The following is a 24,247-nucleotide window of genomic DNA, read 5'->3' as shown; positions in this document are numbered from 1 at the left end:
ACTTCGATTTGTAGGTAATAAAAGCTAATCGAAAACATGATAAACCCACATTAGTGTAGCTAAATCACTTTATAGGGGGTGGCTAAAAGGCCCTCCCCTCCTTTACAATACCCTAATATTTTACCCACTCCTAAAACGAGGAAATTCAATTGGCCCGTTTACCTGTTATTGTTGGCTTTGGCGGAATCAATTCGGCTGGTCGTACATCTTCACATCAAGCATATCGTCGAATTGTTTTTGATCTTCTACCAAGTTCGATCCAGCAGGACGTTTTACTTGATCTTGCCACTCTAACCAACATGGCAAAATGTAAGAATGATGTTTGGTATACAGACAGCGGCGAAGCGCTAGATGCAGCCGCATTAATTGATAGCATTGGCGAATCGTTACTCGCACGAACATTGATTCGCCGTATCCACCCAAGCTTATTTGATGCTGATCACGTCGTTTTACATAAATCGACTGTTTTAAGCTCTAGCAACACAGAAGAAAAACTTAGCTTCACAACGAAAACAAGATCGCTACCATTAAACCGCCCTACGAATTGGCAAGTAACTGAAATATCAGACACCCTAAGTGAAGTAGTCGTTGACGGCAATCTAGAGACATTCATTAAAGATACTAAAGCTCTGTCTGTAAAATCAGCAGGCCAGCTACCTACAGGGTTTGACCCTTCGAAGTTATACCAGAGCCGAAATCACCCTCGCGGCCTACAAATGACAGTTTATGGTGCATCAGACGCCGTAAAAAGTAGCGGTATTGATTGGGAAGTCATCCGCAGCAAAGTTGCTCCCGATCAAATGGCTGTTTATGCAGCGAACTCTATTGGACAGATGGATGATCTTGGTTTTGGCGGCATGCTGAAATCGGCTCTCATGGGAAAGCGTACAACATCGAAACACCTTCCTCTTGGTTATGCTCAAATGCCAGCGGATTTTGTGAACGCCTATATTCTGGGTAGTGTCGGTAATGTAGGCACCTCCATGGGTGCTTGTGCGACCTATTTTTTCAATTTAGAAAAAGCGATCGACGGGATAAAATCTGGTAAGTTTCGTGTCACTATGGTCGGCGGGAGCGATGCACCAATTACACCAGAGATCATTGAAGGGTTTAGAACTATGGGAGCCCTTGCAGAGGATACTGCATTACTGGCTCTTGACCAAATAAATAACCAGGCAGAACCTGACCACTCACGTAGCTGTCGTCCATTTGCTCAAAACTGTGGTTTCACTATAGGTGAATCAAGTCAGTGGACTTTGTTGATGGATGATGAACTAGCAATTGAGCTAGGTGCCGAAATTTTCGGCGCTATTCCTGCCGTTTTTTCTCATGCAGATGGGTATAAAAAATCCATTTCAGCACCTGGCATTGGCAACTATCTAACCATGAGTAAAGCCATGGCTTATTTGGAAAATGTCATAGGAAATGAAGGTCTGACTCAACGCACCTTCATTCAGGCTCATGGTACAAGTACTCCGCAAAATAGAGTTACTGAGTCTCATGTACTGAGTAAAGCCGCTACCAGCTTTGGTGCAAAAAGTATCCCCGTTGTTGCAATGAAAGCCTTTTTAGGGCATTCACAAGGTACTGCTGGCGGAGACCAGCTTCACTTATCTTTAGGTGTTTGGAAGGACGGTATCCTACCTGGTATTACAACATCAGACGCTATTGCTGATGATGTGTATCAAGAAGGTCTAAAGTTTCAGCTTAAACATGAAGCGTATGGAAAGGGTTACTTTGAGGCGGCGCTATTGAATTCGAAAGGCTTTGGCGGTAACAACGCCACAGCAGTTTTACTCTCGCCCCACCAAACAATGAAAATGCTAAAAAAACGCTATAATGAAGAAGAAATAAAGAGCTATAAAAAGAAAAATGCAATCGTTGTGGAAGCAGCTGAAGCTTACAACCAGGCGGCTATTCGAGGAGAATCTCTGCCTATTTATAAATTTGGATTCAATGTGTTGGGAGGTGAAGATCTAGATATCACAAACCAAGCAATACATTTACCTGGCTACGACATTGCCGTTGACCTTAGTAATATAGAAAACGAATACAGTGATCTAAAATAAAATAAAAAATCAGTACAACAGGCTAAAATGTTGTACTGATTTGTTTTCCTAAAAAACATCTCTAGATTTTTTACCTACCCGCCGCACTATTCAAAATTAACTTTTAAATATAGACCGAGAAGACCGCCATAACGGTAAAATAACAGCTGCTATAACGCAATTCACGACGCCATAAGATAAAATATAAATAGCATCTGGCTCACTAATATCAAGATATAGGCTCACAAAGACATAGTTAGGCATAACAATGAATAGCCATATGCCAATCACCAAAAAGAATTGCCCAAACCATGATGGAATTCGCACTTTTGATAAAAGCCAAGCGATAAACAACAAATATATAAATACTGATAAAATAAACGTAAGAGCTAATTCTATAGAAGGAAGTATGCTTATACCTTCTGAAAAGTAGCGTCCTAAAAATGAAACAGGTGTCGAAGCATACCAGACCACCCCAGCGATTATTTGAAGTAAAAAAGCCAACATTATTGCTTTGTAATTCATTCTATACACATCAATCCCTGCTATCTTGATTTATAAACGATATGCCATACTCACAAACCGGTTTGATACAATTCTTTAACGAGATTTCTTAATTTCAAGCGCCATGGTCTTTGCTTAATACCAAAGTTATTAAAAATTTTTCGACAAGACAACGACTGCCTAAGCATAGTACTTTCTGGAGCCTCAGGAAATGCATTACCAATGGCTTCGACCTCCACTTGTGCTTTTGGATCAAATTGGCCAGACGTAGCAAGAATAGCTTCTACCAAGCCAATCCAGCTAATCTCTTCGGCGCAGCAATAATGGTAGATACCTTTATTTTTAGACCCATAATGGCCTTGATTAACCATTGATAAAACAACACGTACAAGATCTGATATAGGTGTTGGACTACCAATCAAGTCATCTTTGTAAGCAAGATTAACGCCATCTTGAATAAGCCCTAATGTCCTACAAACAAAATCATCACCTTGCCCACTAAACAACCAACCAGTACGCAGTACAATATTTTTAGAATTTTTTAATACAATAGACTCGGCTTCAATCAAAGCTAATGCATAAGGGTCTGTGCTATCAGGTTCATCTGTTTCGGCATAAGGAATCTCTTTATTACCGGAAAAAACTCGGGCACTACTAATCATAATAAGCGGCGCGCTGAGCTTTTCACTCAAATACGTTAAGATAGATTGAAAATTCCCATAATCACTCTGTAAAGAATAACGTAAACTCAAGGCATCAATAACAACATCGAACTTCATTTCCTTTAACTCAGCTTGCGCATCAGATCCTAGTAAAACGGATTCTTTCGGACACAGCCATTCAAATGCACTATTCTCTTTCGACAGCTGCAATAAAGACGAACCAACCTCAGTGTTACTCCCCAAAAGAAGAATACGAATAGGGGCATTAATATCTTGTACTGTATTCAAAGCAAGTCCTCATACCACTTAGGGAAAATTCTAAGTAGATTAGCATACGTCTGTGTAGCAATCTGCTCTATACTCTCATTTCTTATCATGGAGACATGCTTAGCAATAGCCAGAACAGAAAGTGGTGTATTAATTCTACCTTGAAAGCCACTCAAGGGCATATCTGGAGAATCCGTCTCCAGTACGAATTCGTTAGGATTTAAAAGGCTCAATGTTTTATGTGCTTTCTTCGCTCTTGGATAAGAAATGGTGCCGCCTATACCTAGAACAAAACCCATATCTAAAAATCGTTTTGCCTGTTCAAAACTACCGTTAAAAGCATGAACCACACCTCCTTCATCAAAACGAGCATCGCGTAAACACTTTAAAACTAAATCGTAACTTTTTCTTGCGTGTAAAATTACAGGCAATTTTAACAGTTTAGCAACCATCAACTGACGAGAGAAAAATTCTATTTGAAGCGTCATATCAACAGAATCAGGCCAATAGTCTAGGCCAATTTCGCCTACAGCAACCACTCGATCTGCTTCACATTGCTCACCTAGTAAATCAACCTGACTCAAAGAGGCTTCTTGCAAAAAATACGGGTGTAGACCATAAGCAGCGCGCCACTGTGGATATTTTTTTACGAGCATTTCTAATTTCGACCAACTAGCATAAGTTGTTGCAGGCACAAGAAAACCCAGCACTCCGCTATTGAGGCAATTGGCCATCAATGCGTCTCTCTGGTCATCAAATAAATCAAAATCAAGGTGACAATGGCTATCTATAAGCATGCATAAAGATTATATGATTTATGGTGCTGAACGCTAGCTTATAAAAATCAAAAAAAAACCGCGCATACATGCACGGTTTTTAGAAAACACCAAAAATCGTTTAAAGTGTCGGACCAGCGTTCCTAATATCATTAGATACAGTGTCAAACTTCTTAAAGTTTTCCACAAACTGAGAAATTAGATTTTTGGCCTGAGCTTCATAAGCAGATTGATCTGACCAAGTTTTACGTGGATTTAATAAAATACTGTCTATACCAGGTACTTGGACAGGCACATCTAAATTGACGTCATCTAAATGTTCCGTTTTTGCACCAACCAATACACCGGATTGAATAGCTGCTATGACCGCACGAGTTGTTGGAATACTAAAACGCTTACCGCCTTTACCATGCGCGCCACCAGTCCAGCCCGTATTAACGAGATAAACCTTACTGCCAAACTCTTCAATACGTTTAATAAGCAGATTAGCATAGACATCAGCAGCACGAGGGAAAAAAGGCGCCCCAAAACAAGTAGAAAAGGTAGACTTAATTCCACTACCTGCACCCATCTCTGTTGACCCAACTAAAGCAGTATAACCACTCAAAAAGTGATAGGCGGCAGCTTCTTTGGTCAAAATAGACACAGGAGGCAAAACACCAGTTAAATCACAAGTTAAAAAGATAATAGCATTAGGCTCACCGGCACGATTTCCAGCGGCACGCTTTTCTATATGTTCACGAGGGTAAGCAGCACGTCCATTTTGAGTCAAAGAGATATTTGCATAGTCTGCCTGACGTGTTTTTTCATCAAGCACAACGTTTTCAACAATTGCGCCAAATTTAATAGCATCCCAGATTATTGGCTCATTTTTTTGAGACAGATCAATTGTTTTTGCGTAACAACCACCCTCTATATTAAATACTGTACCTCTACCCCAACCATGCTCATCATCACCAATTAAAAAACGCTCTGGATCTGCTGATAAGGTGGTTTTACCCGTTCCCGACAACCCAAAGAATAAAGTAACGTCATCCTCAGAACCTACATTGGCAGCACAGTGCATTGGTAAAACATCATGCGCAGGTAATAAGTAGTTTTGAACAGAGAACATTGCTTTTTTCATTTCACCCGCATAACGCATACCAGCAAGTAAAACTTTACGCTCAGCAAAATTTAAAACCACACACCCATTAGAATTTGTACCATCACGATCTGGTTCACAAATGAAACCTGGGGCATTTAAAATCTGCCACTCACCTTTAACTGATGGGTTATACGTATCAGGGCGAATAAACAGATTGTGACCAAATAACTGATGCCATGCAGTTTCTGTCCGCATTATTACAGGCAAATAATAGTCATCACCAGCACCGACATGAACATTAGACTCAAACGACTCTCTACCATCTAAATAAGCAGTTACTCTAGCCCATAACGGTGCAAACTTTTCCTCTGGGAACGGACGATTAACCGCACTCCAATGGATATTATTTTTACTAGATTCTTCCTCTACGATAAAACGATCCATAGGAGAGCGACCAGTACGATCGCCAGTCTCAACAACGAGTGCACCATTATCAGCAAGTACACCTTCATTATTTTTTAAGGCTTTCTCAACCAATTGTGCCGTTGTTAGGTTTGTTCTTTTCGTGGTCATGTTTAGTGCGGAGTTCATGTCGCTAAATCCTCTGAACGATCAAGATTGTTTGATTATTACTGTAATTTTAGATTGCTTTGTTAGTCTAAATTGATACTAACAAAGCAATCTAAATAATCACACACTCACAACGAAATGTTATTTTATTACCATTATGAAAGAATAATAAACAATTTAACGCCTTGATTTGTATGACAAAATAACAAAACTCAGAGTATTTTAATCATATTTGCGAAAGACTAATACTATTTACAACTTCAACAACTTTTACCTTGTAGTTTTCTTTCTTTATCGTTGCCCTACTACGCGATATATCACTTTTTACAGTCTCAAAAAATATATAAGAATATAAAAAAAGTATATTTTTGATCTATCTAATAATAAAAACTACTTTATATATAAAATTCTTATTAAAAAATCTCAATTATTTCAGTTTTTCTCACCTTCAATCTACCCTGAATAGCCACGCTTCATGGTAAGATTCGTTCTCGAATACCCCCTTAACTCTTCGAAAGGTTGATCGATATTTATGTTAAAAACAAATCAGAACTGCAATATTGGATTTGTCGGCCTAGGCGTCATGGGTAAAAACTTGGCCTTGAACTTAGCCGATCACGGCTACCGAGTTGCTGGTTTTGATCTTGATGAACATAAAATTCAAGACGTTCTTACTACTGAAGCATCTGAACGCCCAGAGTCCTCTACAGAACCTCGAATCATTGGTTGTTCTAGCATGGAAGACATGCTTAATAATCTAGTAAAGCCTCGTGTCATTGTCGTTTTAGTACCTGCAGGAAATCCTGTTGATGCGGTTTGTAAAAACCTTATAAAAGCGGGATTAGAAGCAGATGATATTGTTGTAGACTGTGGCAATAGCCAATGGACAGACACTATTCGTCGCGAGTCAGAATACAAAGAAAAATTCAAATTCTTCGGTACTGCAGTTTCTGGCGGTGAAGTTGGCGCACGCTTTGGGCCATCTCTAATGCCTGGTGGCGATGCTGACTCTTGGAAGTACCTACAGCCTATGTGGGAAGCGGTAGCTGCCAAAGTCGATAAAGATGGCAAACCAATCGTTAGCAACACTCCAGGGAAACCTGTCACTGAAGGTGAACCATGTACGGCGTATCTAGGACCAAACGGTGCCGGACACTATGTTAAAATGGTACACAACGGCATTGAATATGCCGACATGCAACTTATTTGTGAAGCCTATCACCTATTGCGCTCTTTACTGGGCTACGAGCCTGCAGAAATAGGCAAATTATTTGAAAAATGGAATGACGGTGTTTTAAACAGCTATCTTGTTGAAATCACAGCAGATATTTTACAGCAATACGATCATGCCACTGGCGCACCTTTAGTCGATATGATTCTAGACAGTGCGGGACAAAAAGGTACAGGTCGCTGGACTTCAATTAGCGCAACTCAAATGGGTGTTCCTGCAGGTATCATCAGTGAATCTGTTTACGCACGAGCATTGAGCACTCTAACCGTTGAGCGCGAACATGCAGCGGGAAAATTAACAGCTGATGTTGAAAGCGGTGAAATCGAAGCAGAAGAAGTTGAAAAGGCCATTGAAGAGGCTCTATACTGTGCAAAAATTTGCGCTTACGCTCAAGGCTTCCAGCTGATGCGCGCTGCGCAAAAAGAATATGATTGGATTTTTAACTTCAGTGATATTGCAAAAATTTGGCGCGGAGGCTGTATTATCAGAGCTTCTTTCCTACAAAAAATTGCTGATGCTTTTGTTGAAAATCCACAACTAGAAAATTTATTACTAAGCGATTATTTCGCTGACGTAATGGCAGACAAGCAAGCAGGTCTTCGTAAAGCTGTTGTTCTTGCTGCACAGTCAGGCATCCCTGCTCCATCAATTTTCTCTGCACTAGCTTACTTTGATGGCTATCGCTCTGAAGTATTACCAGCCAATTTATTGCAAGCACAACGTGATTATTTTGGCGCACACACATACGAAAGAGTAGACGCTGAAGCGGGACAGAAATTCCATACTTACTGGCAGGAAGAAGGTCGTCCAGAGCGTAAAGCTTGATCTAAATTCGCTGCATAAAAAAACCGCAAATTGAATAATCAGTTTGCGGTTTTTTTTTGTGTTTTAATCACTAACGCTGTCTACTCAAACCACACATTCAAAACAAGACATTAATCTTTCATCTGCTTTTCCATTGAGGTCAACATGCCTCTAAGCATACCTAATTCTTGCTGATCTAATCTCGCACGTTGAAACAAACGACGAAAGCGAGTCATCACCTGCATTGGCATGTCAGGGTCTAAAAATTCAGTCTGTACCAATACTTTTTCAAGGTGCTCAAGTAGATAATCTGTTTGCTCTACCGTTGCCGCAGGCACATCCCATTTGCTTGCTACAACAGGACCATCTTTTATTAACAAAGACTTCATACGTAATTCATAGGAAATAACCTGAACCGCTGCACCAAGATTCAATGAACTAAAAGTTTCAACAGAAGGAATGTGCACATGATAATGACAGCGCTGTAACTCTTCATTCGTCAAGCCTCGGTCTTCACGGCCAAATACAAATGCGGTTTCTAGTTTTTCATCAAACACTAGATCAGCCGCTTGTCTAGGATCAACCAAAGGCCAAGGTATATTACGTTCACGGGCACTGGTTCCTATCACGAGTTGACAATCAGCAAGCGCCTCTTCCAATGTATCTACCACTACAGCATTGTCTAATATGTCTGTGGCGCCGGATGCACGACTAACTGCCTCATCGCTTGGGTATTGTTTTGGGGCTACAAGATACAAATCCGCTAACCCCATATTTTTCATGGCACGCGCAGCCCCACCAATGTTGCCAGGGTGCGATGTGTTAACGAGGACGATTCTTACTTTATTTTGCATTGTATTAACACCAATTATAACGGTCAGATAATGATGAGTATCTTAACAGATATTTTTTACAAAACTGTAAATCGATCAATTTTTCATCAAACTCTGACTAGTAAAAGGTTTGTCATTACGCTAGAATTCGCGCTCTTAATTTAGGCATTCAGTTCACACTTGTTAAATATTTGACTGCAAAGCGAAATGAACTGTGTACCCGCTCTTTAACACTTTAACTGGCAACTTGTCGTCTATATGGCGATACGTGCATCTAATTGACGAAATAATCGACGGTAAATTATGCAACCTAGAATCAATATCGCACTTAAAGCAGCTCGTTCCGCTGCAGAATACATTGTTCACTCTCAAGAAAAATTACTTTTTGACAAAGAACAAGGTCAAACAGCGGAAGAAGTTTACAACACAGTATGTTCTGGTGCAGAGCGTAGTATTGTTTACCATCTAGAAAAAGCCTACCCAGCAGACACTATTACGACTCGTCTGCAAGGTTCCGTTCAAAACGGTCCAGAAGGTGAATGGATTATTGATGCGATCCAAGGACAACATTTGTTCTCTCGCGGCTTAACTGGCCACGTCATTACTATGAGCTACCTAGTTGCCGGTAAAGTGGAGCACGCTCTCGTGCTAAACCCTCACACCAAAGACGAGTTTTACGCAAGTAAAGGTCGTGGTGCTTATCTGAACAACTCTCGTATTCGTAGCAGTACTGCTCGCGATCTAGATAAAACAACTCTAGCAGCACAATTCCCAGCAACAGATCGCACTGCCCCTTATTTAGCAGGCCAATTTTCTATCCTTAAAGAAGTGGCCGAACAAGGTGCACGCGTTGTAATGCAAGACGCCCCAGCTTTGATGTTAGCCAATGCTGCTGCAGGTCGCCTTGATGGTGCTTGGGGTATTAAACTTCAAGAGTGGGAAATGCAAGCACCTTTGTTTATCGCGACAGAATCAGGCTGTTTATTTGCTGCTTTTGATGGCTCACCAAGCCTAGAAAAAGGCAATGTGTTATGTGCAGCACCACGATTATTCAAAACATTGCTACCACTTCTGAACAAGCACCTTAGCTAAGATATTTATTTAGAACGCTTACGCTCGTATAAGTAAGTATTCGATATAAAAAAGCCGCTATACAACATATTGTATAGCGGCTTTTTATTGAAAAAATTATGAGGCTTTAACAAGGCCCCTTAATAAATATATATTCTAGTGTTTATGATGCCCATGTTCGTGATGATGATCATGAATATCACACACCTCTTCAGCTGGTAGCCCTTCATTTGGATAGTAGAGCCCCATGTCTTGACGGATTTCATCTAATGTCGCTATCAACTCCAGACTATCTTTCCAACTATAATTTGGGCTCTGCAGAAGGCCCTCTTCTAAACAGCGGTTTACTTCATCCACTTCAAACTGATAACCCTGTCCAGGAAAATCAAATTCTATTGCATGCTCTGTATTATCCACATTCACAATACGGCAAGATTTGGCTCTAAACCACTCTGAATCAATTTCAATGTAGCCATTAGATCCAGATAAAACAGCACGATTAGGATTACAAGAAATTAAAGACGCCTCTAAAGACGCAAGCTGACCATTCTCCCAACCTAATAAAATCTGTTCAAACAAATCTACATCCGTGTCTCCGATGACAGCTTGGTTTTGTATAAAGTCTGGTTTACCAAAAAATAGTTGCGCTAAAAACACAGGATAAATACCAATGTCTAATAAGGCACCACCACCCAATTCAATATTCATCAAGCGATGGCTTGGATCCGTTGGCGCAAGAAAATTGAAGTTCGCTTGAATACTACTCAAAGTACCAATTTCACCTTCTTCAACCCATTCAAGTACTTGTTCAATAACTGGATTGAAACGTGTCCACATGGCCTCCATGACAAAAATATTATGCTTTTCTGCAAGGTCATACAGCTCTTTAGACTGATGCTCATTAAGAGTAAAAGGCTTTTCACATAACACAGCCTTACCAGCCAAAATACAGGCTTTTGTTAGATCATAATGGTAAACATGGGGCGTAGCTATGTAGATGACATCCACCTCTTGACTATTGATAAGAGAAAAATAATCAACGAATGACAATTCAATATCAAACTTAGCAGAAAATTGGTCTGCAGATGCTTTATTACGAGAAGCAACAGCACGAAGTTCACCTGATTTGACGTGAGAAAAATCACTAGCAAACGAATGCGCAATATGACCTGTTCCAATAATTCCCCAGCGTAAATTCTTCATAGGATTCTCCTTACAGCCACAAATATGAATAAAAGCATCAACACCCAACATATGAAGGACGTAAAAACGCACTAAGTTTGACGTCAAATAAGAATATAGTCTACTGGCATTTAAACAGTTAAAGGACTTCACTAATTTTTGTCAGTAGACCTTTAAATTAAGCATAGTATTAAGGAGTGCTTATATATTCGATTAGCGTTTTATTTTTTCAATACTGTTATCAAAATGGACTTTCATTTGTCCAAGCAGTTCGACAAAAACATTCCGGTTAATATCACTTAAACGATGAATAATTAAGCAGTTATTACCGAATTGAGCATGACGTAATCGTTTTTCAAAGGCGTGCAACAAACTAAGATCTGAAAAATACACATGTAAATGATCTTCTCTCGCAGCCACACCATACAACCAGCTAGAATCTAACTGGAAATATGGAATACCCAAGTCGCTGGTCAATTCGGCATCTGGAGCAATAGATTTCATCATTTCAATAATTTCTAATAAATCCGAACGCATTTCTAAAGAAGTACTTTGAACATAATGTTCAACAAAATCATCTGATATTACAGTCAAAATAATAACCTCTGCAGTAGAGCTCAACGCTCCGGTTTTTTTTATATCTATTAAAAACCCACTAATTCGACAACATACTTTATTTGAATAAAGTAAATCACATCAGACCATGTTTTTTTAAAGCATCTTCAATACGAATTATGGCTTGTTCAAGAGTGGTTTTAGGGCACCCAAAGTTTAGGCGAAGATAATTAGAATTGCCAAAGTCTTTACCGTTTGATACCCCCACACCAGCGTCCAAAAAGAATTGATAAGGGTCTTCCAAAGACAATCCAGACACGTCAATCCACGCAAGATAAGTAGCTTCCAGATGTAACATTTTCATTGGTGTAGGCGCTAATCTTTCTTCTAAAAAATCACGATTTTTTGCTAAATAAACCAATAACTCTTTATGCCATTCTTGGCCATGTTCATAGGCAGCTATCGCTGCCGTTAAACCTAACATATTAGGAGAAGCCACCAGTCCTGTTTTTCCTTGATTAAACTCAGCACGCAATTCTGCATTTTCAATTACCGCAAAAGCATAGCCTAATCCGGCAACATTAAAGGTTTTACTTGGGGCCATTAAGGTAATCGTGCGATTAGCGGCATCATGATTCAAACTAGCAAAAGGCACATGAGGCAAGCCATCTAAAACCAAGTCACAATGTATTTCATCGCTCACTACAATTAGGTTATATTTTTCCGCTAAAGCATGAATACTTATCAGCTCAGCTTTTGTATATACCGTTCCACCAGGGTTATGGGGGTTGCATAAAAGGATCATTTTACTATTCGACTTAGCACAAGCCGCTTCGAATTGTGCCATATCTGGTACCCAACGATCCTTCTCGATTACCATATCTACACTGGTTAAATCGCGACCAGCTAATAAAGGTGCTTTGGTTAAATGATAATAAACAGGACCAGGTACAACGATACCATCACCTTCATCAGAAAAAATTCTGACGCTTAAGTGCAACGCACAAACTAATCCAGGTAAATGCACTAAGTTTGTAGCGGATACTTCCCAGCTATAACGAGTTTTGAGATGTGATTGAATTGCTGCGACTAGGGCCTTCGGAGTATGAGTATATCCATATACACCTTCATCAACTCGTTGGTGTAATGCTTTTTTAATGCAGTCAGGAGAATCGAAGTCCATATCTGCAACCCACATTGGAATGACATTATCAGGGTATTTAGACCATTTATCACTGCACATTCCAGATCGGTCTATTAAAGTGTCAAATACGGAAGAAGAGGTATTCATTTAATTAAAGCTCCAAACATAAATTTACCTTTATAATTACCATGATCTTAGTAATAAACTCCAGTTCTAGCGATATTTAAAGCAAGGGAGTTAATCTAAATAACCTAGGTTATTTAGATTAACGTAGACAAAAATCCTTATTTTTTATCTTAAACCGACAAAAGTAATCACTAAAAGAGACAAGTTTTTTTAAAAGGACAACAATATCCTTATAAATCAATTGCTTAATTTACTTAGAGTACTAATATTTAGAATTGTCAAGGGTTGACCTAAATCACACAATCAGCCTAGTATAGTTTTAGTTAAACGCTTGTTTAATAAAAAGAGACCATAATGCCAAAAATCGGAATGCCCGAAATAAGAAAGCCTCAGCTCATCGAGGCCGCAATAAGAGCTATAGACAAACATGGCTTTGCTGGTGCAACAGTTAGTGTAATAGGTAAAAAAGCTGGAGTATCTCCTGCCATAATTAATCACTACTTTGGCGGTAAAGATGGTCTCTACGAAGAAACAATGAAGAGCCTAATTCGTGAATTCTTTGAAATTTTGTCCGAAGAAGTCATAAAAACGAAAAACAAACCTGCTAAAACTAAAGTAATGGCGATTGTAAAAGCCAGTTTTAGTCAGTCCCAAACACACCCTCAAGTGGTAAAGGCTTGGATGGGGTTTTGGGCATCGGCTATGCACAAGCCGTCATTATATCGATTACAAAATGTCTACTCTAAGCGATTACAAACATCGCTAGTGTGTGTACTAAAAGAAGAATTTGAAACTGAAACAGCACGAAATATCGCACTAACTGTCGCAGCACTCATTGATGGTATGTGGTTACGAGGCTCATTGGCAGGCGGTATTGATAAGGAAATATCAGCACAACAAATACAGCATTATTTAAATTTAGTGTTCAATAATAAAGAGGGTAAAGTATGTTAAACAAGGCAAAGAAAACCGCGATAGCCATTAGTATGGCAAGTGTTTCTGGCTTAACTATGGCTGCAGATTGTTCAACGGTACGTTTTTCTGATGTTGGTTGGACGGACATTACTGCAACAACAGCAGTTGTTAGTGAAATTGCTGAAGGCTTAGGCTACAAAACAAAAACACAGTTATTATCTGTTCCTGTTACTTATACATCACTTGCTAATGGCGACATCGATGTATTTCTAGGAAACTGGATGCCAACGATGCAAGCTGATATAGACCCTTATCTAAAAGCAGGTACGGTTGAAGACCTAGGTCCTAACTTAGTCGGTGCCAAGTACACTCTAGCGGTTAGCAAACCTGCTTATGATGCTGGTGTTACTGATTTTGCCGATATTGCAAAACACCGTAAAGAATTTTCTGGTCGCATTTACGGCATCGAACCTGGTAATGATGGCAACCGTATTATACAAAGCATGATCGACTCAAATGCTTTCGACTTAAGCGACTTCCAACTGGTTGAATCAAGCGAAGCTGGCATGCTTTCACAAGTAAGCCGTAATGCTCGTCGCGATAAGTGGATTGCCTTCCTTGGTTGGGCTCCACACCCAATGAACGCCAACTTTGAAATGGAATACCTATCTGGTGGCGACGATTTTTTCGGCCCAGATTTTGGTGGTGCCAATGTACATACCAACGTACGTAAAGGCTATATTCAAGAATGCTCTAACGTAGGTGCGTTACTAACAAACCTAACGTTCTCTTTGCCAATGGAAAACGAAATCATGGGCGCCATTCTTGATGATGGTCAGAAGCCAAGCCTTGCCGCTAAAGCTTGGTTAAAAGCAAACCCAGGAGTTCTTGATAAATGGCTTGCAGGCGTAACAACTGCATCTGGTGACAATGGTCTTAGTGCTGTCAAATCACATTTAGGCCTTTAATACTAGATCGATAACAAAGACTTAATCAGTACTCTTAGTAACATTAGTTACTAACAAAAAACACACCCTTCGTGGCATACACCACTTAGGGTGTATTATTTTAAATATCGGGAGAACACATATGAATTGGCTGACGGATAACAAGATCCCTCTTGGCGCTTGGATGGAAAACTTTGTTGATTGGCTAGTGAGTGCGGCTTCCGGTTTTTTTGATCTAATTTCTATCGTTTTAGAAACAATGATTGTTTCTATGGTCGATACCATTGAATCGGTTCACCCTCTTATTGTTATAGGTATCGTTTTATTAGGTGTTTGGTTTCTCCACCGCAGCATTGGCTTATTAATTTTCATTACCGCCGCACTGCTATTCATTATTAATATGGGTTATTGGGTAGAAACCATTCAAACTCTCGTACTTGTGGTATCTGCTACCGCTATTAGCGTGTTAATTGGTGTGCCTATCGGTATTGCGGCAGCGCATCGTCCTTGGCTATACACAATCTTGCGCCCGATTTTGGATTTGATGCAGACCATTCCCACGTTTGTTTATCTCATTCCCACCCTTATTTTATTTGGATTGGGCTATGTTCCCGGCCTAATTTCAACCATTATTTTCGCCATTGCCGCACCAATACGTTTAACGTACTTAGGCGTCAGTAAAGTGCCTAACGAGCTACTTGAAGCGGGTTTGGCATTTGGTTGTACAAAATCAAAATTACTCTACAAAGTTGAATTGCCTGCTGCTATGCCAAACATTATGGCAGGTGTGACTCAATGTATTATGTTGTCTTTATCTATGGTGGTTATCGCTGCTCTTGTTGGTGCTGATGGCCTAGGAAAGCCCGTTGTACGTGCTTTGAATACCGTCAATATTTCCCAAGGTTTTGAAGCTGGAATCGCCATTGTATTGGTTGCCATCATGCTAGATCGTATTTGTAAGTCACCATCCGCGAAGAGCGAAGGATAATTTATGGCTGTTGTAACAATTGAAAACGTCGATATTGTCTTTGGTGACAATAAAGCTCAAACACTTCCTCTTATGGATAAAGGTCATAGCCGAGATCAAATCATAGGTATGACAGGTGACGTGGTTGGCGTACAAAACGCCAGCATTGAAGTTAACGAAGGCGAAATTTGCGTCTTAATGGGTTTATCTGGATCAGGTAAATCTACCTTACTTCGCGCCATCAATGGTTTAAATAAAATCGCTCGTGGACGCTGCCTTGTTAGAGACGGCGACAATATGGTCGACATGGCCAAGTGTGACGAAGCCACTTTGCGCCACATGCGTACACACCGAGTATCTATGGTGTTTCAAAGCTTTGCATTAATGCCTTGGTTAACGGTTTTAGAAAACGTTGCCTTTGGTTTAGAAATGCAAGGCATGCCAAAAACAGAGCGTTTTATAAAAGCTCGTGAACAGCTCAAGATGGTTAGCTTAGATCAGTGGGCAGATAAGAAACCAGATGAATTATCTGGCGGTATGCGTCAACGTGTTGGCCTTGCTCGTGCTTTTGCAATGGACACAGATGTCTTGTTAATGGATGAGCCTTTCTCAGCGTTGGATCCATTGATTCGTACTCAGCTACAAGACGAGCTGATTGAACTGCAAAAGCGTTTAAATAAAACCATTATTTTCGTAAGCCATGATCTAGACGAAGCGCTAAAAATCGGTACTAAAATCGCAATCATGGAATCTGCGAAAATTATTCAAGAAGACACACCTGAGCAAATCGTTTTGAACCCCGCGACAGAATACGTCGAAAACTTTGTTGCTCACACCAATCCATTGAATGTTTTACGTGGTAATTCATTAATGACGCCACTGTCTGAACTGGCAGTACAAGACAGTAAAGTGGTGATGGAAAATGGCATGTGGCTGGAACTAAGCGATGGAAAATTAACGTCTATACAAAACCTTGAAGGTGAAGTTCCGACCGTCTCTTGGACACCGAATATGGTTTTAGACAACATTCCGGATAACGCCATCTTCATTGTGCCAGCCAATATCGCCATGCGTGATGCAGTCGAAATTCGCTACTATTCGAAACATTTTATGGTGTTGGAAGAGAATGAAAAATGCGTAGGCATCTTAAACGATCACAATTTTTACCATGCCTTGCTTGGTAAGCATTTTGGACGCGATACAGAAGCGGCGTAATTCTTAACGATACTTGAGCATTAACTCTTAATACCCAAAAGGTGAACTTACCAAAGTTCGCCTTTTTTATATGGAGTCAAAGTGAAAAGACAAATCAAATAAAGAATTAATAGTGTCAACCTATCAATTATTGGCGAGCTGCTTTTTCTCAAAAACGTATGTTTTTCTTTACTATCTTTTAACTCGTCGATAGTGATTGCATTCAGAATTTCAATCGGTATAGTCTGCCGAAATAATGACCAATTCGAACCGTTTCGCATTTCATTTTTAATACGCAGCTAGCTCAAGGATATTGCATGTTAAAACAAACCCTATTTCCCATCTGGAGCTTGCTCTTTGGTATTGCCATCTTAACCATGGCGAGTGCTTTACAAAGCTCTCTGATCGGTATTCGAGCCTCCATCGAAGACTTTAATACGACGGCCACAGGTTTGATCATGTCGTCTTATTATCTTGGCTTCGTGATTGGTTCCTTATTGGTTCCAAACTGGGTTAAGAACGTGGGGCATATTCGAGTGTTTGCCGCGGTTGCATCTTTGGCTTCTATCACGATTCTTATGCAATCTGTAGTCGTCAATCCATGGTTTTGGATGTTGATGCGAATGGGAACAGGCTTATGTTATGCCGCTCTATTTATCGTCACTGAGAGCTGGCTTAACGAGATCGCGACAAACAAAACTCGCGGTCGTTTGTTTTCTATATACATTATTGAAATATGGGCCAGTCAAACACTTGGCCAGTTTTTACTAAACCTTTCGCCTCCTAGTGGTTATGGCTTGTTTATTTTGACATCAGTTTTGATTTCATTAGCCCTTGTACCTCTGCTGCTAGTACGTACGCCATCCCCTACGATTCATATACCTGAAAAGCTCAACATCCTTAGCCTAGTCAAAACCGCACCACTTGGTGTCACAGGCGTCACCATTGCTGGGGTTACTTCGGGTGCTTTATTGGGTCTTGGCGCACTTTATGCCAAAAGTATCGGTATGAACGTCGCTGAAATATCACTTTTCATTGGTGCCAGTTACGTAGGTGGAATGTTATTACAATGGCCAATAGGTAAGCTATCTGATCGACAAGATCGACGAGTAACCATTCTTTGGGTAAGTATTGTTGGCGCATTATCTGCGTTTATTGTTCCGCTCGGTGGCAGTCTTAATAATCAATTAGTGATGATGATGGGCATGTTTGCTGTCGGTGCGTTTGTCTTCCCTATGTATTCTTTAGCCTCTTCTCACATGAATGACCAATTACGTCCTGAGCAAATTCTTTCCGCTAGTAGCGGTATGATTTTACTCAATGGTGTTGGCGGTATGATTGGACCTCTTGCTGCTGCCGCACTAATGGATACCATTCGAATTGATGCTTTATTTTGGTTTGTCGCGGCACTCAATATCGTAGTGTCTCTTGTTGCCTTGTATCGAATACATTACCAGCCAGCGATGATCATCGAAGATCAGGGCGATCAGATCCCTGTGGCATTAACAGTATCCTCTGTAGCAACCGCAGAAATGTTGGTCGACGCCGATTCGTCTATCACTCCCGTTGAAGAAAGCCATGAGGTTGAGATCAAACTCTAGGGAAGGTACGAATAAGTCCTCCCGCCTCAGCGTGTGGATAAAAGTCTGAGATTTAAGGCGAGAAGCGCAACTTAATAGTCATTCTATTGATCAGCTTGTCAACTTACAGATAAGGCTTTTAGGCCACGCCCTTCGGGTCTTTCAGAAAAAACGTCACCCTGTGTTGTCCCTTCTTGAAAGGTACCTACATTACTTCAAAGTGACGCCTTGTGTGACGCTTTTTCTGGTAAGACTGAGAACAGGAGACTTATTCGCACCTTCCCTAGCTTTCTTCATCTTTTATTACGCCATTGTCTTCACACAGTTTTTATTCCATTAGGATAAAGGCTGTGTGGCGATTTTGAATGCGATACTCCAAATCAAGATGGCATTTATACGATTAAACCAGCGCCAAAATGCCGCTTTTTCTAACCATTTAGCACACAACCTACCAATGAAAGCCAACATCAAAAACCACACGACAGAAGCTAACACGCCACCTAAAACAAACTGCCATTTCTCATCTTGCCATTGGTTTGCCAAGCTGCCCATTAAAATCATAGTATCCAAATAAAAGTGTGGATTAAGCCAAGTCACTGCAAAGCCCATCAAAAATAAAGGCCAAATCGCGAGACGCTTAATGTACCGCTCTAAAATCAAATGTTCTTCTTGGAAAGAAGATCGCCATTTCCCCAGTGCAAACCAAACTAGAAAAGCCACACCACCCCAGCGTGAAACGGTTAATAACCAATCGTGACTTTGCAGAATCAAGCCTAAGCCAAATGCCCCCAAGGCGATTGAAAGAGCATCACTCAAAATAAAGAGTAACGCGATCGGAAACGCATAATGTCGTTTTAAGGCCTGCTCTAATAAGAAACTATTTTGTGCGCCTACCGCTACAATCAAACCACCACCGGTAATCGCACCGCTTATTAATGCCAACATATTGTCACTCTCCTTAAATTTCGCTTGATCTTACGGAAAGCAGCGCTTAAATTAAAATTAATTAAACTAAAACCACATTAGAAAATTTAATATTTAGCTATTTAATACTAGGTAATAAAAATTATGATGGATTATAAAGCGCTAGTAAGCCTGAATGCAGTATTAAGATTTCAGAGTTTTGATAAGGCAGCGAAACACTTAAGCCTGACCCAATCCGCGGTATCTCAAAACATAAAACGCCTTGAGCAAGACTGCGGTCGACCTCTGTTAATTCGCGCACGCCCTGTAACGGCAACACCACTCGGTGAAAAAATGCTCGCACACTTCAACCGAGTTACCATGCTAGAAGAAGGTCTACAGGAAGACATACAAGGAACAACATCGAATCATCCACTTAGTATCGCAGTGAATAACGATGCCTTGGCGACTTGGTTTACAGAAGTGCTTAGTCAATTCTCTTCCACGAGCAGCACCAAATTACATATAAAATCTGCAGACGAAGGACATACACGAACCTTGCTTCAAACAGGAGAAGTGATCGCCTGCCTTAGTCAAACTGGAACCCCTGTAACAGGTGGGGATTCGGTATTTTTAGGCTATATGAATTATGAATTGGTAGCGACACAGGAGTTTATCAAAACACATTTGAAAGGAGATGTTAGTCCTGAAGCCGTCTTATGTTCCCCATCTTTAATTTATGACGAACGGGACGAGCTTTGGACCCGTTATCAAGACGAATGCTTAAATATAAAAGCGGATACTCGAAACAGTCACTGGTATCCCTCGTCTCACGGCTTTGTTGAACTCGCTATGAGTGGCACAGTCTGTGCTTTAGTTCCTAGTGTACAAATTAAAGATCAGTTAAGGAATAAGCAACTAGTCTCTTTATTTCCTGACAAACCGCTGACGCTGCCACTGTATTGGCACTGGTACAAACTGAATGCCCCTGTATTAGATCGGTTAACCAAGGTAATATTAACTGTCACACGAGATGTTCTATAATATAGATATCCACTGGAACTGGCTGGCTACCACTTTTTTTGACAGCCATGATATAAGCCATTATTAAAAGGAAAAGTTATGATTCGTAAATGTCTATTCCCTGTTGCTGGCTACGGTACTCGTTTTTTACCTGCCACTAAGTCCATGCCAAAAGAAATGCTTCCTATCGTGAACAAGCCTCTCGTTCAGTATGGTGTAGAAGAAGCAGAAGCCGCAGGCCTAAACAATGTAACTTTCGTGACTGGTCGTGGCAAACGCGCTATAGCAGATCACTTCGACATCAGCTATGAGTTAGAACACCAAATTTCTGGCACCAGTAAAGAGCAATATTTAGAAGGCATCCGTCACCTAATTGACAATGTAAACTTCTCATATATTCGTCAAAACAATATGCTCGGCTTAGGTCATGCCATACTAAGCAGCGAACCAATTATTGGCGACGAAGCCTTTGGCGTCGTACTAGCCGATGACCTTTGCTTCGGCGAAGATGATGGCGACGGTGTTATGGCGCAAATGGTTAAACTGTATAACCAGTTTCGTTGCACCATTGTTGCTATCGAAGAAGTACCTGAAGATGAAGTGCACAAATATGGTGTGATAAAAGGTGAGTCAATGAACGATGGTCTATATCGTGTTACAGACATGGTAGAGAAACCGAGTAAAGAAGAGGCACCTTCAAATCTCGCTATTATTGGCCGTTATATCCTTACACCAGACATCTTCGACAAAATCCGAAATACACCGCCTGGACGTAATGGTGAAGTTCAAATTACTGATGCTATTTTACAACAAGCACAAGAAGGCTGTGTCATCGCCTATAAATTCAAAGGCAAACGTTTTGACTGCGGCAGTGTTGATGGCTTTGTTGAAGCGACAAATTACTGTTATAAGCACATTTACAAAGAAAGTTAACTTTTTACACTAAATTGCCATAACGATAAAAACCACGCCTATTGCTTAGAGGCAAACTAAAGTAATAGGCGTGGTTTTTTTATTTTAAATTCTGTCGATTAAGACAAATACAACTGACTTAACCAAACACTAACCGGAACAGTTAATACTGACATCAACGTCTGTATTGTGATGTAAGCCGACATTCTATCTGCATCTCCACCGAGCTGACGAGCTAGCGCATAGGCGGATGTAGCCGTTGGCACCATGCCAAACAACACCGCAACCAAGGCAGGCAAACCGCGAACATCAAGCCACCAGCACAGGATGCCAATTACTAGAGGAAACACCACAAAACGAGCTACCGAAGACAAGACAAACGTCATACCGACAGTGCGAATCGCTTCTAACCGCACACTGGCTCCCACGGCTAATAAGACTAACGGCAAGGCAGATTGAGACAACATACCAATTACGTCGGAAATTAAAACAATTGGCGTTAATCCTAGTAGATTTAAACCACTACCTAACACAATGGAGACGATCAAAGGATTTCGAACCAAGGCACCACTAAGCAACCTAGGTAAAGTCACCACCACACCGTTCTTTGCCGGCGGACGATGCATCAATACCATAGACACCACCAAGAACACATTAACCGAAGGGATTAAAACAGATGCGCCCAGCGCAGCTAATACCAAACCTTCATCGCCATATAAACTACCAGCCAGTGCCAAGACAATAAAAGTATTAAAACGAACACCAGCTTGCAGCATCGACGATGCAATCGGTGGTTGTATTTTCAAAAACCACGCACTGATAAAGACAAAAATTGCCGTGATAAACAAAGCGCACAAAAGAATAAATGCATACTTTGGCAACATAGGGTTTGAGAAGTCAATTTGCGATGTCTTATGGAATAACAAAGAGGGAAACAACACCCAATAAGCCAGCTTGTCTACACCAGGCCAAAAGCCGCCCATAGGGAAGCGAAAACGCTGACAAGCAGCACCAGCCACCAATAATAAAAATACGGGCAATACGGAAAGAGAAAGAGAAAACACCAATACTCCTTATGACGTCATAAACGACGTTAAATACAAGGCTTCAATCAAATCATTAATACATGATCGCCTAACAAATAAAAACCATTACTCTGAAACACTAATAAGCTGCCAATCTTGCTTACTCAAACGATCAACAAACCAAGATAATCCTCGACCAGGGCTGTCTTTCCGCCATGCTAAATACGCTATGATATTAGGTCTTGGGAACTCACATTGTCTCATTACCAAACGGCCCGAATTTAATTCATCGATGATTCGATGTTTAGGCAAATACCCTACTCCTAGCCCAAGACATTGCGCCTGTATTTTACTGCGCATGGTATCGACCCTAAGCACCTGACGACTTTCAAAAATACCGATATTTCGAGCTGGCAAAACTTTTGAACTATCAGCAACCACAATCGCTGGATATTGTCGTAATTGTGCAGCGGTAACGACACCTTCAATCAATGCTAAAGGATGCGTTGGCGCGACAGCAAACACAAATTCTAATTCACCAATCGCTCGAGTATGAAAGTTCCCTTTTGGTAATTCACCTGTTGCACCAATCACCAAGTCTACGCGATCATCATGTAAAGCATCCCATCCACCACCAACGGATTCTTCAGATAGAGTCAATTCTAATGGGCGATTCTGCACCAAGAAGTCCCCAACAGTCTCCATTAAAGGTGATTCAAGTAACACCGTATCACGAGCAATTCTCAGCTTAGGCTCCCAGCCTGACTCAAATTGCTTTATTGAATCTTCTAATCGTGTGGCGGCATCTAGAATCGCTCGTCCCTGATCTAGTACCAGATGGCCTGCTGGCGTTAATACGGCTTTTTGGCGTGAACGATCGAATAGAGGCACACCTAAATCATCTTCCAATTTTTTGACGGTGTAAGTTAATGCCGATGGTACCTTAAACAAAGCGTCTGCGGCGGCGGCAAAACTGCCCAGTTTATGAATCGCTTCCAGTACTCGTAGTGCTTCTAACGTAACGGCATGAGCCATGGAATAACCTTTATTCAATTTTTTTGAAATAGTATCTCAAAAGCTTCCGGTTTTCTTTCTTTTCTCAAGCTCATACACTGAATTCATCAAGAATAAATCATCAAGATTTATAGAAAAATTTGGAGACATTCTATGATTACTCTTCGTCACGCTCAAGACCGTGGACACGCAAACTTCGGCTGGTTAAACAGCCATCACAGTTTTTCATTCGGTAACTATTATGACCCTCAGCACATGGGTTTTTCACATCTACGCGTCATTAATGATGATTCAGTGTCCCCTGACGCAGGCTTTGAAACCCATGGTCACAAAGACATGGAAATTATAAGTTTAGTATTAGAAGGCAGAATTTCTCATAAAGACAGTGCTGGCAATATTGAAGAACTACCAGTCGGTGAATATCAATTGATGTCAGCGGGTAAAGGTATTTTCCATAGTGAATTTAATGCGTCAAAAACAGATCCGCTTAAGTTTCTGCAAATCTGGATACAGCCGAATAAACTAGGTGGAGCACCTGACTACCAACAAAAAACGTTTGGTGAAACTCAAGGTTTCACCACTGTGATCACACCAGATGGAAAAAATGACACCTTGCAAGTTAAGCAAGACATGCAGCTTATTCAATTAATATTAGAAAGCGAAACAGAAGTTACATGGCAAGCCGATAAATACCGTCATTATTATGTTCACGTTATAGAGGGTGAATTATCTCTAGGTAATGGCGTGATATTAAAAGCAGGTGACGGTGCAAAAATAGAAGATCAAACGGATATTCATTTCAAAAAAGTCGGCCAACAACGTAGTAAAGCACTGCTTTTCGACCTTATCTGATAAGTAATTAATCGTTAGTCGTTTTTAGATAAATGCACAGTAAACTAATAAGTGC

Annotated in this window: 22 protein-coding genes; 11 read left to right on the top strand and 11 right to left on the bottom strand. The window is 40.6% G+C overall.

Annotation, left to right across the window (positions count from 1 at the left end; all coding sequences use genetic code 11):
- The first annotated feature begins 149 nt into the window (after positions 1-149).
- The gene (locus tag IF202_RS01855; RefSeq protein WP_191593169.1) at positions 150-2,069 is read left to right on the top strand and encodes a beta-ketoacyl synthase; all 1,920 of its coding nucleotides are present in this window, start codon (positions 150-152) and stop codon (positions 2,067-2,069) included.
- Between the two features lie 96 nt (positions 2,070-2,165).
- Here IF202_RS01855 and IF202_RS01850 read toward each other — a convergent pair whose 3' ends face one another.
- The 4 genes from IF202_RS01850 to IF202_RS01835 form a co-directional block, all read right to left on the bottom strand.
- Positions 2,166-2,573 (bottom strand): hypothetical protein, encoded by a 408-nt coding sequence (locus IF202_RS01850; protein ID WP_206705339.1) that lies wholly within the window; start codon positions 2,571-2,573, stop codon positions 2,166-2,168.
- Between the two features lie 50 nt (positions 2,574-2,623).
- The gene (locus IF202_RS01845; protein WP_191593167.1) at positions 2,624-3,502 is read right to left on the bottom strand and encodes an SDR family oxidoreductase; all 879 of its coding nucleotides are present in this window, start codon (positions 3,500-3,502) and stop codon (positions 2,624-2,626) included.
- On the bottom strand, positions 3,499-4,278 hold the full coding sequence (locus IF202_RS01840) for a TatD family hydrolase (protein WP_191593166.1): 780 nt from the start codon (positions 4,276-4,278) through the stop codon (positions 3,499-3,501). The genes IF202_RS01845 and IF202_RS01840 overlap by 4 nt, the downstream gene beginning before the upstream one ends.
- A gap of 100 nt (positions 4,279-4,378) precedes the next feature.
- Positions 4,379-5,935 (bottom strand): phosphoenolpyruvate carboxykinase, encoded by a 1,557-nt coding sequence (locus tag IF202_RS01835; protein WP_191593165.1) that lies wholly within the window; start codon positions 5,933-5,935, stop codon positions 4,379-4,381.
- 511 nt (positions 5,936-6,446) lie between these two features.
- Here IF202_RS01835 and gndA point away from each other — a divergent pair.
- Positions 6,447-7,970, top strand: coding sequence for an NADP-dependent phosphogluconate dehydrogenase (gene gndA / locus IF202_RS01830; protein WP_191593164.1), 1,524 nt, complete (start codon positions 6,447-6,449; stop codon positions 7,968-7,970).
- Positions 7,971-8,080: 110 nt separating this feature from the next.
- On the opposite strand, the gene IF202_RS01825 is transcribed toward gndA, so the two are convergent.
- Positions 8,081-8,803 (bottom strand): RNA methyltransferase, encoded by a 723-nt coding sequence (locus IF202_RS01825; RefSeq protein WP_191593163.1) that lies wholly within the window; start codon positions 8,801-8,803, stop codon positions 8,081-8,083.
- A 282-nt stretch (positions 8,804-9,085) separates the two neighbouring features.
- Between IF202_RS01825 and IF202_RS01820 the strand changes: the two genes are divergently transcribed.
- Positions 9,086-9,874 carry an inositol monophosphatase family protein gene (locus IF202_RS01820; protein WP_191593162.1) on the top strand — a complete coding sequence of 263 codons (789 nt, stop codon included), beginning with the start codon at positions 9,086-9,088 and terminating at the stop codon, positions 9,872-9,874.
- A gap of 135 nt (positions 9,875-10,009) precedes the next feature.
- Here the strand turns inward: IF202_RS01820 and IF202_RS01815 are convergent, their stop codons facing one another.
- The 3 genes from IF202_RS01815 to IF202_RS01805 form a co-directional block, all read right to left on the bottom strand.
- On the bottom strand, positions 10,010-11,056 hold the full coding sequence (locus IF202_RS01815) for a Gfo/Idh/MocA family protein (RefSeq protein ID WP_191593161.1): 1,047 nt from the start codon (positions 11,054-11,056) through the stop codon (positions 10,010-10,012).
- 192 nt (positions 11,057-11,248) lie between these two features.
- Positions 11,249-11,629, bottom strand: coding sequence for a DUF1801 domain-containing protein (locus IF202_RS01810; protein ID WP_191593160.1), 381 nt, complete (start codon positions 11,627-11,629; stop codon positions 11,249-11,251).
- Positions 11,630-11,726: 97 nt separating this feature from the next.
- Positions 11,727-12,881 carry a MalY/PatB family protein gene (locus IF202_RS01805; RefSeq protein ID WP_191593159.1) on the bottom strand — a complete coding sequence of 385 codons (1,155 nt, stop codon included), beginning with the start codon at positions 12,879-12,881 and terminating at the stop codon, positions 11,727-11,729.
- A gap of 333 nt (positions 12,882-13,214) precedes the next feature.
- Here IF202_RS01805 and betI point away from each other — a divergent pair, with 333 nt between their 5' ends.
- The 5 genes from betI to IF202_RS01780 all read left to right on the top strand — a co-directional run bounded on the left by betI (position 13,215) and on the right by IF202_RS01780 (position 18,484).
- Entirely contained in the window at positions 13,215-13,814 is a 600-nt protein-coding gene (gene betI, locus IF202_RS01800) for a transcriptional regulator BetI (protein WP_191593158.1), read from the top strand.
- Complete coding sequence (locus IF202_RS01795; protein ID WP_191593157.1) at positions 13,808-14,743, top strand: choline ABC transporter substrate-binding protein; 936 nt, start codon at positions 13,808-13,810, stop codon at positions 14,741-14,743. Before betI ends, IF202_RS01795 begins: the two co-directional genes overlap by 7 nt.
- Positions 14,744-14,864: 121 nt before the next feature.
- A complete protein-coding gene (gene choW, locus IF202_RS01790; protein ID WP_191593156.1) occupies positions 14,865-15,710 on the top strand; it encodes a choline ABC transporter permease subunit in 846 nt (281 codons plus the stop codon).
- A 3-nt stretch (positions 15,711-15,713) separates the two neighbouring features.
- Positions 15,714-16,904, top strand: coding sequence for a choline ABC transporter ATP-binding protein (choV, locus tag IF202_RS01785; protein ID WP_191593155.1), 1,191 nt, complete (start codon positions 15,714-15,716; stop codon positions 16,902-16,904).
- A gap of 296 nt (positions 16,905-17,200) precedes the next feature.
- A complete protein-coding gene (locus tag IF202_RS01780; RefSeq protein ID WP_191593154.1) occupies positions 17,201-18,484 on the top strand; it encodes an MFS transporter in 1,284 nt (427 codons plus the stop codon).
- A gap of 315 nt (positions 18,485-18,799) precedes the next feature.
- Here IF202_RS01780 and IF202_RS01775 read toward each other — a convergent pair whose 3' ends face one another.
- On the bottom strand, positions 18,800-19,408 hold the full coding sequence (locus IF202_RS01775; protein ID WP_191593153.1) for a LysE/ArgO family amino acid transporter: 609 nt from the start codon (positions 19,406-19,408) through the stop codon (positions 18,800-18,802).
- 123 nt (positions 19,409-19,531) lie between these two features.
- On the opposite strand from IF202_RS01775, the gene IF202_RS01770 reads away from it, so the two are divergent.
- Complete coding sequence (locus tag IF202_RS01770) at positions 19,532-20,410, top strand: ArgP/LysG family DNA-binding transcriptional regulator (protein ID WP_191593152.1); 879 nt, start codon at positions 19,532-19,534, stop codon at positions 20,408-20,410.
- A gap of 78 nt (positions 20,411-20,488) precedes the next feature.
- The gene (gene galU / locus IF202_RS01765) at positions 20,489-21,322 is read left to right on the top strand and encodes a UTP--glucose-1-phosphate uridylyltransferase GalU (protein WP_191593151.1); all 834 of its coding nucleotides are present in this window, start codon (positions 20,489-20,491) and stop codon (positions 21,320-21,322) included.
- A 98-nt stretch (positions 21,323-21,420) separates the two neighbouring features.
- On the opposite strand, the gene IF202_RS01760 is transcribed toward galU, so the two are convergent.
- Positions 21,421-22,365, bottom strand: coding sequence for an AEC family transporter (locus IF202_RS01760; protein ID WP_191593150.1), 945 nt, complete (start codon positions 22,363-22,365; stop codon positions 21,421-21,423).
- A gap of 87 nt (positions 22,366-22,452) precedes the next feature.
- Positions 22,453-23,361, bottom strand: a complete 909-nt coding sequence (locus tag IF202_RS01755) for a LysR substrate-binding domain-containing protein (RefSeq protein WP_191593149.1) — start codon at positions 23,359-23,361, stop codon at positions 22,453-22,455.
- 132 nt (positions 23,362-23,493) lie between these two features.
- Here IF202_RS01755 and IF202_RS01750 point away from each other — a divergent pair, with 132 nt between their 5' ends.
- Entirely contained in the window at positions 23,494-24,192 is a 699-nt protein-coding gene (locus tag IF202_RS01750; RefSeq protein WP_191593148.1) for a pirin family protein, read from the top strand.
- Positions 24,193-24,247 lie beyond the last annotated feature (55 nt).

Origin of the sequence: Marinomonas colpomeniae, assembly GCF_014803385.1 — a bacterium.
In the GTDB taxonomy this organism is placed as follows: Bacteria; Pseudomonadota; Gammaproteobacteria; order Pseudomonadales; family Marinomonadaceae; genus Marinomonas; species Marinomonas colpomeniae.
Note: the sequence above shows the minus strand (reverse complement) of the source record. Positions and strands in the feature narration are given on the sequence as shown.

Bases quoted from the DNA above. Each gene is read 5' to 3' on its own strand.
- IF202_RS01850 (WP_206705339.1), bottom strand. From the start codon at position 2,573: ATGAATTACAAAGCAATAATGTTGGCTTTTTTACTTCAAATAATCGCT.
- IF202_RS01840 (WP_191593166.1), bottom strand. From the start codon at position 4,278: ATGCTTATAGATAGCCATTGTCACCTTGATTTTGATTTATTTGATGAC.
- IF202_RS01835 (WP_191593165.1), bottom strand. From the start codon at position 5,935: ATGAACTCCGCACTAAACATGACCACGAAAAGAACAAACCTAACAACG.
- gndA (WP_191593164.1), top strand. From the start codon at position 6,447: ATGTTAAAAACAAATCAGAACTGCAATATTGGATTTGTCGGCCTAGGC.
- IF202_RS01825 (WP_191593163.1), bottom strand. From the start codon at position 8,803: ATGCAAAATAAAGTAAGAATCGTCCTCGTTAACACATCGCACCCTGGC.
- IF202_RS01820 (WP_191593162.1), top strand. From the start codon at position 9,086: ATGCAACCTAGAATCAATATCGCACTTAAAGCAGCTCGTTCCGCTGCA.
- IF202_RS01815 (WP_191593161.1), bottom strand. From the start codon at position 11,056: ATGAAGAATTTACGCTGGGGAATTATTGGAACAGGTCATATTGCGCAT.
- IF202_RS01805 (WP_191593159.1), bottom strand. From the start codon at position 12,881: ATGAATACCTCTTCTTCCGTATTTGACACTTTAATAGACCGATCTGGA.
- betI (WP_191593158.1), top strand. From the start codon at position 13,215: ATGCCAAAAATCGGAATGCCCGAAATAAGAAAGCCTCAGCTCATCGAG.
- IF202_RS01795 (WP_191593157.1), top strand. From the start codon at position 13,808: ATGTTAAACAAGGCAAAGAAAACCGCGATAGCCATTAGTATGGCAAGT.
- choW (WP_191593156.1), top strand. From the start codon at position 14,865: ATGAATTGGCTGACGGATAACAAGATCCCTCTTGGCGCTTGGATGGAA.
- choV (WP_191593155.1), top strand. From the start codon at position 15,714: ATGGCTGTTGTAACAATTGAAAACGTCGATATTGTCTTTGGTGACAAT.
- IF202_RS01780 (WP_191593154.1), top strand. From the start codon at position 17,201: ATGTTAAAACAAACCCTATTTCCCATCTGGAGCTTGCTCTTTGGTATT.
- IF202_RS01775 (WP_191593153.1), bottom strand. From the start codon at position 19,408: ATGTTGGCATTAATAAGCGGTGCGATTACCGGTGGTGGTTTGATTGTA.
- IF202_RS01770 (WP_191593152.1), top strand. From the start codon at position 19,532: ATGATGGATTATAAAGCGCTAGTAAGCCTGAATGCAGTATTAAGATTT.
- galU (WP_191593151.1), top strand. From the start codon at position 20,489: ATGATTCGTAAATGTCTATTCCCTGTTGCTGGCTACGGTACTCGTTTT.
- IF202_RS01755 (WP_191593149.1), bottom strand. From the start codon at position 23,361: ATGGCTCATGCCGTTACGTTAGAAGCACTACGAGTACTGGAAGCGATT.
- IF202_RS01750 (WP_191593148.1), top strand. From the start codon at position 23,494: ATGATTACTCTTCGTCACGCTCAAGACCGTGGACACGCAAACTTCGGC.